Below are 12,547 nucleotides of genomic sequence, written 5' to 3' on the forward strand. Positions count from 1 at the left end.
ATGACACTGCTGGGCACCATCACCGGCCGCGGCGCACCCGCCACCGCCCGCGGCCTGCTGACCGGCGACCGGTACCGGGCCGAACTGGACGACGGCCGCGAGCTCTACCTCGACGGCAAGCGCATCGCGAACCCCGCCGAGCACCCCGCGTTCCGCCCGGCCGTGGACGAACTGGCCCGCCTGATCGACCTCCAGCACGACCCGGCCCACCGCGACCTGCTCACCTGGGAGGACCCGGACAGCGGCCTGCGGCTCGCCCGCGCCTACCAGCCCCCGCGCACCCTGGAGGACCTGCGGCTCCAGCGCCGCAGCGCCGAGCTGTGGCACGCCGAGGCACTGGGGCAGCAGGGCCGCTCACCCGCCTTCATGGCCTCGATCGCCGTCGGCGTCTACGACTTCCGGCACCGGCTGGCCGGGGCCGATCCGCGCTTCGGCGCCAACGCCGAGGCGTGGTACCGGTACTGCGCGAGCAACGACCTGGTCCTCTCGCACGCCCTCGGCGACCCGCAGATCGACCGCTCCGCCAACCCGCTGGACGACCCGGACCTCGCCCTGCGCGTCGTGGAGGAGAACGACCGGGGCATCGTGGTGCGCGGCGCCAAGCAGCTCACCACGCTCGCCCCGATCGCCCACGAGGTGCTGGTCTACCTCTCGGCGTCGTTCACCGAGGGCCGCGGCGAGCAGTTCGTGACCTGGTTCGCCCTGCCGCTCAACACCCCCGGCCTGATCACCCTCGCCCGCGAACCGCTCGGCAGCGCCTCCTGGGGGCACGCCCACCCGCTCGGCGCGCGGTTCGACGAGCAGGACGCGATGCTCTTCTTCGACGACGTCCTGGTGCCCTGGGACCGCGTCTTCCTGCTGCGCGACGCGAACCTGGCGCGCACCGGCCTCGGCCGGATCAACGCCTGGAGCGCCTACGTCGGCCACATCCGCTACCGCGAGCGGCTGCGGACCCTGCTGGCCAGTGCCACCCTGGTCGCCGAGTCGATCGGCGTGGACGGCTTCCGCAACATCCAGGAGGACCTGGGCCGCCTCGCCGGGTACGCCGAACTGACCGAGTACTTCCTCGACGCCGCCGAGGCGCGCGGCGGCCTCACCGACGGCGGCCTGTTCGCCCCCGGCGACACGGCGGCCTCCCGGGTCTGGTCGGCCGAGGTGGCCGGCAGCGCGGTCGAGATCGTCCGCAGGATCGGCGCCTCCGGGCTGCTCATCCAGCCCACCGCCGGGGACCTCGCCAACCCCCGGCTGCGCCCGCACCTGGACCGCTACATGCGCGGCCGGGACATCGACGCCGAACGCAAGGCCCGGCTCTTCCGGATCGCCTGGGAGCTGACCGGCGACGGCTTCGGCCAGCGCCAGGACCTCTACGAGTACGTGCACCGGGGCGACCTGGCCCGCAACCGGATCAACCTCTTCAAGCGCTACGACCAGAGCGCCGCCCGCGAACGGCTGCTGCACCTGGTCGACCAGGGCGTCGCGGAGCAGCCCGCCGCCGCACAGCCGTCCGCCGCACAGCCGCCGACCGAGCAGCCGTCCACCGAACAGCCGTCCACCGAACAGCCGTCCACCGTGGAGGAGAACCAGCCGTGAGCACGTCCGCCGTCGAGATCCAGGCCCGTACCCTCGCGGGGTACGCCGACGCCAGCCGGCTGCGCCAGGTCCAGGACCGGGACTGGGTGCTCGACCAGGTCACCGGAGCCCCCGAGTCCCTGATCGACCTCGGCAGCGGGATCGGCCAGCTGCTCCAGGAGGCCCTGGAGCGCTTCCCCTCCCTGCGGCGCGCCGTCGGCCTGGAACGCTCCGAGCACCGCATCGCCGAGGCCGCCGCCCGGCTCCAGCCCTACGGCGAGCGGGTCGCCCTGCACCGGGCCGATCTCACCGTGCCCGAGCCGCTGCCGTTCCGGGCCGACGTGATCACCCAGACCTCGGTGCTGCACTGGCTGTACCCGGACGAGGAACGGATCTTCGCCTGGGCCGCCGCCCACCTCGCCCCCGGCGGTCGCTTCCTGCTCACCACCTACCACCCGGCCCGGGACGAGCGCGGCCTCGGCGGTGAGGACGAGCTGGTCCGCGAGGCCCTGGTCGCCCTCGGCACCTCGTACGACGAGGTGCCCGGCGTCCTGGAGCGCGCCGGGGTGCTGCCGATCGCGACCCGGACCAGGACCGTCGACGAGCTCGCGGCGGTGGTGGGCCCGCACCTCGCGGTGGCCGGCCACCTGGAGCGCGACGCCGTGGTCACCGTCGACGGCGCCGCCCAGTACGAGCACTTCCACGCCGCTACCTTCGGCGACTACTACAGCCGTGCGGTGCCGGCGCAGCAGCGGCCCGCCTTCTTCCGCGCGGTCGGCGAGAGCGCCTGGCGCCGGCAGCAGGAGCGCGGCCACGTCAGCCACATGCCCGTCCGGCTGTGGCAGCTGACGTCTCGTTAACAACATGTGTAGCCCGCCGCTCACCCCTGGGGTGGGCGGCGGGCTGCGTCTACGCTGGTGGCAGCCCACACCCCCCGCATTCGACGGCACCGACCAGGGCCGAGGAGCCAACCGTGTCAACTCCCCCCGCAGGCAGGGAACTCGGCGCCTTCCTGCGCGCCCATCGTGAGCTCCTCAAGCCCTCCGACGTCGGCCTCACCGCCACCACCCGGCGCCGCACCCCCGGTCTGCGCCGCGAGGAGGTCGCCTCCCTCTCCGGCGTCGGCCTGGCCTGGTACACCTGGGTCGAGCAGGGGCGGGTCACCGCCTCCCGGCAGGTGCTGGAGGCGATCGCCCGGGTGCTGCGGCTGGACGCGGCCGGGCTGCGGCACGCCATGCGCCTGGCCGGCTACCACGAGCCGACGGCGGCCGCCGCCTCGGAGGACGGCGCCGACCGGCTCGCCGCGGCCATCCGGCCGGTCCTGGACTCCTGGCCCACCAGCCCGGCCGTCCTGCTCGACCGGCACTTCGACCTGCTCGGCTGGAACGCCGCCTGGGCCGCGCTCTGGGGCTCGCCCGAGTTCGTCCCCGCGGACCGGCGCAACCTGATGTGGGTGATGGCCGCCGACCACCGGGTGCGGGCCGTGTTCCGCGACTGGGAGCCGCTCGCGATGAACGTCTTCCAGCAGTTCCGGGCGCAGGCCGGCCCCGCCCTGGCCGACCCCCGCACCGGCGAGGTCTACCGGCACCTGGACGAGGACGCGCCCGAGTTCCGGCACTGGTGGGGCTGCCACTCGGTGGCGGAGCTGACCGTCCGCACCGTCACCGTCGAGCCGGCCGGGCTCGGCCCGGTCCGGCTGACGCTGTCGTCCTTCCACCCGGTGGACGACCCGACCGCGACGGTGCTGCTGTTCACCCCGCACGGCGCCGCCGACCGGGCGCGGATGACCGAACTGGTCGATCATCCGTTGCGCGCGGTCGGCGGCGTGGAGGGGGAGCGCCGGGTCGGCTGAGCCGCCGGTCGCCGGTCCCCCGGGGCGGCCCGGCCGTTCCGGCGGGGCCTCAGGTGCCCGATGCGGTGGACCGGCGCAGGCCGAGGCTGACCGCCAGCGCGCCCAGGGCGGCCACCAGCGCGAGCCCGGTGCCGATCAGCAGGGTGCCGTCCGCGACGTTGCCGAACGTGCCGATCGCCCAGGCGCCGAGGCCGGTGCCCGCGTACATGGTCGAGGTCAGCCACGCGCTGGAGGTCGCCCGCAGCTCCGGGGCGATGGTGCCGGCCAGCGTCTGCTGGTCCGTCACGAAGCCTCCGGAGGCCAGGAACCACACCACCACGCCGGCCAGGGCGAGGACCAGGCCGGGCCCCTTGGCCGCCAGCGCGACGCCCGCCGCCAGCAGCACGCCCCACAGCGGCAGCAGCGGCAGGTCGGAGCGCCCGGCGGTCCTGGCCCGGTCCCCGAGCCGGCCGCCCAGCAGCGAGCCGACCAGGCTGCCCGCGCCGACCAGCACGCCCACCAGGCCCAGGGCCTGCACCGACAGGTCGAAGCGCTGCACCAGCACCGCGCCGAGGAAGGTGTAGGCGCCCAGGTTGGCCGTGTTGAACACCGTGTTGACCAGCAGGGCGCGGCGCAGCGTCGGGTCGGCCCAGCCCGCCAGGATCGCCCGGACCGCCCCCACCTGCGGCGCGTCCGCCTGCGCCGAACGGCGCTGGACCTGGCTCAGCAGCAGCGGCACGGCCGCCGCGGTGCCGATGGTCAGCGCCCAGAACGCCGACCGCCAGCCGGCCAGCCCGGCGAGGAAGCCGCCGAGCGGCACGCCGATCACCTGGCCGCAGGAGAACAGCGCCATGCCCAGGCCGAGGGCCCGGCCGCGCACCGCCTCCGGCGCGGTCTCGGCGATGTGCGCCCAGATCGCCGGCCCGGCCGCCGCCGCCGCCAGCCCGGCCACCGCGCGGGAGACGACCAGCAGCGTCAGCCCGGTGGAGAGGGCGGCCGCCGCGTTGGACACGACGAACAGCACGGTGCCCGCCACCAGGGTGCGGCGGCGGCCGAACCGGTCGCTCAGCAGCCCGAGGAAGGGCGCCGCGACGGCGTACACCAGCACGTAGGCGGTGACGCTGGAGGCGGCGGCCGCCTCGGTGGTGTGCACCGAGTCCGCGATGGTCGGCAGCAGCGGCGACACCAGGAAGGTCTCCGTGCCGAACAGGAACAGCAGGAGGAACACTCCCGCGTAGCGCCACCGTTCGAAGGCCTGGGCCGGCGCCAGGGGCGGGACGTCCTCGGCCTGTTCGGGTCGGGGAGGGTCGGAGATGCTGCTCACAGCGATCACCACCTTGTCGTGCGAGGGAGCGGCCGGGCCTTCGGACGGCAGGCGCGAGCGGCCGCGACGGGAGGGCAGGAGTCCGATGCGGCCATCCTGCGGACGGCCCTCGCGGCCAGCCAGACAGGCGGTCATCCTGTGACCCCAGGTCACAGGCTGCCGCCCTGGCCCGGCCGGTGCCACGGCCTGTCGGTGGCCTGTCGGTGGCCTGTCGGCGGTCCGGCGGTCGCTCGTCGGTCGTGTCAGCGTCCTGTGAGCGACCTGTCGGCCGCCGTGGCGAGACTGGCGGCACGACATCGACTCACGGGAGGTCCACTATGTCGAGCACCATGTCGAACAGCGCCCGACCGCACCACTCGCGCACGACCTCGGTCCTGATCTCCGGGGCGGGGATCGCCGGCACCGCCCTCGCCTACTGGCTGGAGCGCTACGGCTTCCACGTCACGGTCGTCGAGCGCGCCCCGGAACTCCGGGGCGGCGGACAGGCGGTGGACGTGCGGGGCAACGCGCTGGAGATCATCGAGCGGATGGGCCTCCTGGAGGAGGTCCGGGCCCGCAGGACCGGACTGCGCGGCATGTCCCTGGTCGACGCGGACGGCCGCGAGCTCAAGCGCACCACCGAGTGGACGGCCACCGGGGGCGCCGTGGACGGCCCGGACGTGGAGATCCTGCGCGACGAACTGGCCGCCCTGCTGGCGGGGGCGGCCCGGCCCGGCGTCCGGTACCGGTTCGGCGAGTCGATCGACACCCTCGTGCAGCACGAGGAGGGCGTCCAGGTCCGCTTCACCAGCGGCGACGAGCAGTCCTTCGACCTTGTCGTGGGCGCCGACGGCCTGCACTCGAACACCCGCCGCCTGGTCTTCGGCCCCGAGGCCGACTACCTGCACCCGACCAGCATCTACATCGCCGGCTGGAGCGCCCCCAACCACCTCGGCCTCGACCACTGGGAGGTCATCCACCAGCCCAACGGCCAGGCCGCCTGGGGCTGCATGGCGATGACCGTCCGGGACAACAGCGAGCTGCGCGTCTTCGCCGTCTTCACGTCCGACGAGCCGGTCGGGGACCTGCTGCCGCGCGACCTCGCGGAGCAGCGGCGGCTGGTGGCCGAGCGCTGCGCCGGGATGCGCTGGGAGGTGCCGCAGTTCCTCAAGTCCCTGGGGGAGGGGGACGCCTTCCACTACGACGTGGTCGCGCAGATCCGGATGGACCGCTGGTCGCAGGGCCGGGTCGCCCTGCTCGGCGACGCCGGGTACTGCTGCTCCCCGGCCACCGGCCAGGGCACCAGCGTGGCCCTGACCGCCGCCTATGTGCTGGCCGGGGAACTACACGCGGCCGACGGCGACCACGAGGCCGCCTACCAGGCCTACGAGCAGCGGCTGCGCGGCCATGTGGCGGCCAATCAGGCCATCCTCGACCACACCAGGGGCCGGTTCGAGACCACGGAGGCCGACTCCGAGGGGGTCGAGGGCTTCGACCGGCCCGGCCCCGAGCTGGGCGAGGCCTTCCGCGCGGCCACGGTCTTCGACCTGGCCGAGTACTGACCGACCCCGCCGCCCCCGCCGCCCCCGCCGACCCCGCCGCCCCGCAGGTCGGCCACGGGTGGTCGCGATCACCAGGTAAGTGAGGTTAGGCTAACCAAACTTGATGGACGGTCGAGGGTGAGGGCGGTGCCGGGGATGCACAGTCAGGGTGAGCCGGGGCGGGCGCGGACACGGGACGGCCGGGAGCTGTTCTACATGCGGCGGCCGGGGCCCGGCGGCGAGGGCGTGCCGACGGTCGTGCTGGAGGGCGGGCTCGCCTCCAGCCGCTCGTACTGGGCGCCGGTGCAGCTCAGGCTGGACGGGGTCGCGGCGACGGTGGCGTACGACCGCAGCGGGCTCGGCCGCAGCGCGCCGGATCCGGCGCCGCGCCCGCTGCGCCGCCTCGCCGAGGACCTCGACGACCTGCTCGACCACCTCGGCGGCCTCGGCCACGGGCCGTTCGTCCTGGTCGGGCACAGCTGGGGCGGGCCGATCGTCCGGATCGCCGCCGCGGCCCGCCCCGAGCGGATCGCGGGCCTGGTGCTGGCCGACCCGACGGACGAGTCCTGCGACCTGGTGTTCGCGCCCTCGGTGCGCCGCCAGGAGCGGATCGGGCAGGCGGTCAGCATGCTGCTGGCCCGCACCGGCCTGCTGGCCCGGGCCTTCCGCCCGATGCTCGACGCCCTGCCGGCGGACGCCGCGGCCGAGATGCGCGAGGAGGGCTTCACCGTCTCCACCATCCGCACGAGGGGTGCCGAACTCGGCTCCGTCGTCGCGGACTTGACCGCCATGAAGGAGAACCCGCCGGCCCTCGGCGGCATCCCGCTCACGGTGGTCTCGGCCGCCCGGACCTCGACCGGCATGGGCCCGAAGGTCCGGGAGGCCGTGAACGCCTCGCACGCCCACCGCGTCGGCCGGGCCGAGGTCGGCCGCCACGTACTGGCGGCCGACGCCGACCACATGGTGCCGACCAGCGACCCCGACGCCCTGGCGCGGGAGATCCGCCGGATCGTCGAAGGTATCTCAGCTGTCTAGGACTTGATGGCTCGTCAGTTCTTGATGATCTCCAGACTGGCGACAGTGCCCGGAACGCTGCCGGGGTAGGTGTTGCCGCCGAGGTGGAAGGTGTGGCCGTCCGAGCCCTGGCCGGGGCCCGGGCGGGCCGGGGCGTCAGCGGCGCAGGGCGCCGTACCGGGAGGCGTAGGTCGTCAGGCCGTCCGCCGTGGCCCCGGCCCAGCCCACGTATCCGTCGGGGCGGATGAGGAACACGCCGGTGCCGTAGGCCTCGTAGTCCGGGATGCGGACCACCGGGCAGGCGGTCTGCGGGAGCGGGGACTCGGTCCCGACCGCCAGCAGGGTCCAGTGCGGTCCGCGGAAGGCGTCGAAGAGCCGGACGCCACCCCGGCGCCCGTCCGGTGCGCGGTCCCCGGCCCGCAGGGCGCCCTCCGGCAGGGCTGGGCGGGTCTCCTCGGCCAGCGACGACTCCCGGTAGCCGAGGCCGAGTTGCTGGGTCGCCCGGCCCCGGCGGGCCTCGCCGTGGTGGACCCGGGTCGACAGGTCCAGCATCGCTGCCGCAGTGGGGCGGCGCTCCTCCTCGTAGGTGTCGAGCAGGGCGTCCGGGGCCGCGCCGCCGAGCACGGCGGCCAGCTTCCAGCCCAGGTTGTAGGCGTCCTGGACGCTGGTGTTGAGGCCCTGCCCGCCGGCGGGGGAGTGTACGTGCGCCGCGTCGCCCGCGAGGAACACCCGGCCCGCGCGGAAGCGGTCCGCCAGGGCCGCCCGCGGCCGGAACTCGGAGGCCCAGCGCACTCCGGTGACCTGTTCGGCGGTCAGGTGCGAGCGGGCGGCGACCACGTCGCGGATGCCGTCCAGGGACGCGTCGACGGTCGTGTCCTGCGGGTACTGCGCCACGAGCTGGAACTCGTCCGTGCCGGGCAGCGGGCACAGGGCCAGCAGGCCGCCGAGCGGTCCGCGCCCGGCGGCGCCGTCGCTGGGCGGGAAGACGTGCCAGTGGTCGCGGTCGAGGCCGGTGACCAGGACGTCCGCGACCAGCATCGGGTCCGGGTCGACGACCTGCCCGGTCATGCCGATGCCGAGCAGCCTGCGGACCGCCGACCGTCCGCCGTCGGCGGCGACCGCGTACCGCGCCCGGACCGGGGCGCCGGTGGCGAACTCGGCGGTGACGCCGTCCGCGTCCTGGGCCAGGCCCACCAGTTCGCGTCCGAAGGCGACCGAACCGCCGAGGGCGCGCAGCCGGTCGTGCAGCACCTGCTGGGTCCGCCACTGCGGCAGCATCAGCGTCTCGGTGTGGGGCTCGGCCTCGGAGGGCTCGGTCGGTTCGTACATGCGGCGTTCGTCCTGCGGCTCGCCGTCGCGCCAGAACAGGTTCGGCGGGTAGTGCCCGGAGGCGGCGCGGATGTCGGCCAGTACCCCGAGGTCGTCCAGGACCTCCAGGGTGCGGGGCTGGAGGCCCTTGCCGCGGGAGCCGGGGAAGAGCCCGCTCTCGCGTTCGACGAGCAGTGCGGTGATGCCGTGCCGGGCGAGGTCGACGGCGAGGGCGAGGCCGGTCGGTCCGGCTCCGACGATCAGGACGTCGGTGTGCGGGTCGGTGGCGCGGGTGGCCATGAGCATCTCCTTAACGTTGTTAAGTGGTCGCTGCTGGAAGACTGCACTTAACGTCGTTAAGCTGTCAACCGTGACGCCGCAGAGAACCCCGAAGCTCGACCGCCGGACGGTCGTCGACACCGCACTGACACTCCTGAACGAGGTGGGCCTGGACGGCCTCACCCTGCGCGCCATCGCCGCCGCGCTGGAGGTCAAGGCACCGGCGCTGTACTGGCACTTCAAGGACAAGCAGGCGCTGCTCGACGAGATGGCGACCGAGATGATGCGGCGCGCGGCCGCCGGTCCGTCCCGGATCCCCCCGGCGGCGGACTGGCGGGAGGCCTACCTGGCGACGATGCGGGGGCTGCGGGCCGAACTGCTCCGCTACCGCGACGGGGCCAGGGTCTACAGCGGAGCCCGGTTCACCGACACCTCGTACGCGGCGGGGCTCGAAGCCGGGCTGCTCCTGCTCACGGGGGCGGGCTTCACCCCGCAGGCGGCGGCCCGCGCCTGGTACACGGCGTACAGCTACACGATCGGCTACGTCATCGAGGAGCAGGCCATGGGCCCCAACCCCTTCGACGGCGAGGAGGGCTACGACCTGGACGCCCGGGCCGAGCGGCTGGCCGCCCACCCGCTCGCCGCCGAAGCCGGCCGGGTGATGTTCCAGGACTTCGACCAGGGCTTCGAGCAGGGCCTGGTGGCGGTCCTGGCCGGCGTCGAGGCGACGCTGCTCGTGCGGTAGCTGTACGGACCGCGGGGGTCGGCGGCCGGGCCCGGGATCAGGAGGCCGGGGCCGGGATCAGGGGGCGTCCGGCGCTTGCGCCGCGCAGGCGGCCAGGGCGGCCAGGCGGTCCACCTCGACCCATTCGTCGAGGTGGAGGCCGATCAGGTGGTGGCCCCGGCTCCACGGGTGGTCCGCGGCGGGAGGGGAGGGCGGCGGCGTGGGGGAGTCGGCGTGGTGGAGGTACCAGGAGCTGAGGCGTTCCAGGGCGGCGCGGCGCTCGGCGGTACCGGTCTCGGCGGTGCAGCGTTCGGCGGCGTAGAGGCGCAGGAGGTCGTTGAGCCGGTAGCGGTGGCGGTCCTCGTGGGTGAGCAGGTGGGCGGTGGCCAGGTGGTCGAGGACGGGCCGGACGGCGGCGGTGGGGGTGTCGGTCAGGGCGGCTGCCGCGCCGGAGCTGACGCCGACGGCCGGGGCCAGGGCGAGCAGCCGGAGCAGGGATCGGGCCTCGGCGGGGAGCGAGCGGTAGGAGAGGTCGAAGGCGGCGCGGACCGCCGAGGTGGCGTCACCGTCGATCTGTAGGGCGCTCAACCGGTGTTCCGCGTCGAGGAGTTCGGCGGCGTGGTCGGCGAGGCTGCGGCCCGGGAAGGCGGCGAGGCGGCTCGCGGTGATGGCCAGGGCGAGGGGCAGTCGGCCGCAGGCGGCGGTGAGTTCGGCCGCGGCGTGCGGCTCGGCGCGGGTGCGGTGCTCGCCGGCGATGCGGGCCAGGAGGCGGAGGGCCTGATGGGCGGGCAGGACATCGAGCACCAGGGGGCGGGCGCCGTTGCGGGCGGTCAGGCCGTCGAGTCGGGTGCGGCTGGTGACCACCGTGCGGCAGTCCGGGGCACCCGGCAGCAGCGGGCGGACCTGTTCGGCGTCGCGGGCGTTGTCGAGGACCACGAGCAGTCGGCGGTCGGCCAGCAGGGAGCGGTAGAGCGCGGCCGCCTCGTCCGGCGCTGCGGGGATCCGGTCGCCGGGCACGCCGAGGGCGCGCAGGAAGCGGGCGAGGACGGTGTGCGGGTCGAGGGGCGCGGCGACGGAGTAGCCGTGCAGGTCGGCGTAGAGCTGGCCGTCCGGGAACCGGTCCCGGGCGCGGTGGGCCCAGTCGACGGCCAGGGTGGTCTTGCCGACCCCGGCCGGGCCCGAGAGCGCGCACACGGGGACGGCTGCGCCGGTGGCACCGGTCGCGGGCGTCGTGAGCAGCGAGTCCAGGACGCGAAGCTCCGTGCCGCGTCCGACGAAGGTGGGAAGTGCGGGCGGGAGTTGGGCGGGCGGCGGCGCCTCCACCGGGGGTGCGGCCGCTGGGGGTGCCGCCATGGGGGGTGCGGCCACGGGGGGTGTGGCCACCGGGGCCGCTGCGGTCGGCGCCGCCTCGGGGCGGACCGGTTCGGTGGCCAGTAGTTCCAGGTGCAGCGCCCGCAGCTCCGGCCCGGGGTCGAGCCCGAGTTCGTCGGCCAGCCGCTCGGCGAACCGGCGGTAGGCGGTGAGCCCCTCGGGCGCGCGCCCGGAACCGTGCAGTGCGCGCATCAGCTGTCCGGTGAAGCGTTCCCGGAGCGGGTGGTCGACCACCAGCGCGGTCAGCTCGGGGACGGCCGCGCGGTGCCGGCCGAGGGCGAGCTCCAGATCGAGGCATTCCTCCCAGGCGGTCAGTCGCAGTTCGTCCAGCGCGACCGCGCCCGGGGCGTCCGCGTCCACGGCGAGTCCGTCCAGTGTGGGGCCGCGCCACAGGGCGAGCGCTTCGCGGAGCCCGTCGACCGCCGCCGGGGATCGTCCGGCGGCGGCCTCGCGGCGGGCGAGGGCGAGTCGGTCGGTGAAGGCGCGGGCGTCCAGGCGGTGGCCGGTGAGCGTGATGCGGTAGCCGCGGCCGTCGGTCAGCAGCACCGGCGGTGCGTCCGGGTCGGCTTCGGCGAAGCGGCGCCGCAACACCCCGGCGAGGTTGCGGACCTGGCGGGTGGCGGTGGCCGGTGGCCGCTCGTCCCAGACGGCGTCGACCAGACGGGCGACGGGAACGGAGATGTCCGCGTTGAGCAGCAGGGCGGCGAGCAGTCGCTCCTGCCGGGAGCCTTCGGAGGGGACGCGCCTCCCGTCGCCGGTCCACACCTCCAGCGAGCCGAGGATCCTGAACTCCAAGTGTCCCTCCCTGGGATCCGCGGGCCGGGCCGGACCGTCGCTGCGCGTGGATGGGCACGGGCGGTGATGGATCAATGACCAGATCATGCCAGTTGTGTGCGTCCGGTTGAGACCTTTGCTGTGCACCGGCCGAAACGAGCCGGTCGCCTGACGAGACGCCTCGAACCAGGAGCAGTTGATGAACCGTCTGAAGAAGGTCGTCGCCACCGCGACCGCCGTCGCCGCAGCCGCCCTGATCCCGCTGTCCGCGGCCCCGGCCGAGGCCGCCACCGGACCGGGCACCCACCTGGGGATGACCTGGTCCGTCGTCGCCTACGGCCCGGAGGGCACTGTCCAGGTCGGCGGCCCCGGGGGCAGCCCGAGCAACGCCTACAACGGCGACACCGCGCCGTCGGTCTCGCTGCCCGTGCTCTGCCTCAACGTCGACGGCAGCCCGGCCCCGTCCGGGATCAGCATCGGCTTCTACAACGGTTGGGCACAGGGCACCGTCGCCCTCAGCCAGCCGGTCAAGGGCGCCCGGCTCAACAGCCGGGCCGCGGCGGACAGCCTCTGCCAGGCCTCCTTCGGGGCCGGCTGGCGCGAGGCCGAGTTCCACGACGGCCACTTCGGGTCCGACCTGGCGCAGACCGGTGGCTGGACCTTCTGGGCCTACGGCAACATCCCCAACAACACGCGGTTCTGGACGGCCATCAACGACCAGGCGGCCAACCCCTGGAACTGACCGGCGCCTGGAACCTCCGGGACTGCCGGCAGAAGGGCGGGGGGGGGGGGGCCCGGGGGCCCCCCCCCCCCCCCCCCCCCCAGAAAACCCC

General features: G+C 74.9%; 10 protein-coding genes. 7 read left to right on the plus strand and 3 right to left on the minus strand.

Annotated elements, in window-relative coordinates; translation table 11 throughout:
- From ACIP37_RS05630 to ACIP37_RS05640, 3 genes are all read left to right on the plus strand, one after another.
- On the plus strand, positions 1–1,590 hold the full coding sequence (locus ACIP37_RS05630) for a 4-hydroxyphenylacetate 3-hydroxylase family protein (RefSeq protein ID WP_400843326.1): 1,590 nt from the start codon (positions 1–3) through the stop codon (positions 1,588–1,590).
- Positions 1,587–2,429, plus strand: a complete 843-nt coding sequence (locus tag ACIP37_RS05635; protein ID WP_363628414.1) for a class I SAM-dependent methyltransferase — start codon at positions 1,587–1,589, stop codon at positions 2,427–2,429. Before ACIP37_RS05630 ends, ACIP37_RS05635 begins: the two co-directional genes overlap by 4 nt.
- 113 nt (positions 2,430–2,542) lie before the next feature.
- The gene (locus ACIP37_RS05640) at positions 2,543–3,421 is read left to right on the plus strand and encodes a helix-turn-helix domain-containing protein (RefSeq protein WP_400803016.1); all 879 of its coding nucleotides are present in this window, start codon (positions 2,543–2,545) and stop codon (positions 3,419–3,421) included.
- 49 nt (positions 3,422–3,470) lie between these two features.
- Here the strand turns inward: ACIP37_RS05640 and ACIP37_RS05645 are convergent, their stop codons facing one another.
- The gene (locus ACIP37_RS05645; RefSeq protein ID WP_363628416.1) at positions 3,471–4,724 is read right to left on the minus strand and encodes an MFS transporter; all 1,254 of its coding nucleotides are present in this window, start codon (positions 4,722–4,724) and stop codon (positions 3,471–3,473) included.
- Positions 4,725–5,041: 317 nt separating this feature from the next.
- Between ACIP37_RS05645 and ACIP37_RS05650 the strand changes: the two genes are divergently transcribed.
- The gene (locus ACIP37_RS05650; RefSeq protein ID WP_400803012.1) at positions 5,042–6,265 is read left to right on the plus strand and encodes an FAD-dependent monooxygenase; all 1,224 of its coding nucleotides are present in this window, start codon (positions 5,042–5,044) and stop codon (positions 6,263–6,265) included.
- 135 nt (positions 6,266–6,400) lie between these two features.
- Positions 6,401–7,279: an alpha/beta fold hydrolase gene (locus ACIP37_RS05655; protein WP_400803009.1), complete on the plus strand. Its 879-nt coding sequence runs from the start codon at positions 6,401–6,403 to the stop codon at positions 7,277–7,279.
- Positions 7,280–7,414: 135 nt separating this feature from the next.
- Here the strand turns inward: ACIP37_RS05655 and ACIP37_RS05660 are convergent, their stop codons facing one another.
- Complete coding sequence (locus ACIP37_RS05660) at positions 7,415–8,866, minus strand: FAD-dependent monooxygenase (protein WP_363589391.1); 1,452 nt, start codon at positions 8,864–8,866, stop codon at positions 7,415–7,417.
- A gap of 70 nt (positions 8,867–8,936) precedes the next feature.
- Here ACIP37_RS05660 and ACIP37_RS05665 point away from each other — a divergent pair, with 70 nt between their 5' ends.
- On the plus strand, positions 8,937–9,590 hold the full coding sequence (locus ACIP37_RS05665; RefSeq protein WP_363633749.1) for a TetR/AcrR family transcriptional regulator C-terminal domain-containing protein: 654 nt from the start codon (positions 8,937–8,939) through the stop codon (positions 9,588–9,590).
- 57 nt (positions 9,591–9,647) lie between these two features.
- Here the strand turns inward: ACIP37_RS05665 and ACIP37_RS05670 are convergent, their stop codons facing one another.
- Entirely contained in the window at positions 9,648–11,735 is a 2,088-nt protein-coding gene (locus tag ACIP37_RS05670; protein WP_363633750.1) for a BTAD domain-containing putative transcriptional regulator, read from the minus strand.
- 178 nt (positions 11,736–11,913) lie between these two features.
- On the opposite strand from ACIP37_RS05670, the gene ACIP37_RS05675 reads away from it, so the two are divergent.
- Entirely contained in the window at positions 11,914–12,456 is a 543-nt protein-coding gene (locus ACIP37_RS05675) for a hypothetical protein (protein WP_363589385.1), read from the plus strand.
- Positions 12,457–12,547: the final 91 nt, after the last annotated feature.

It is taken from the genome of Kitasatospora sp. NPDC088861 (assembly GCF_044750105.1).
In the GTDB taxonomy this organism is placed as follows: domain Bacteria; phylum Actinomycetota; class Actinomycetes; order Streptomycetales; family Streptomycetaceae; genus Kitasatospora.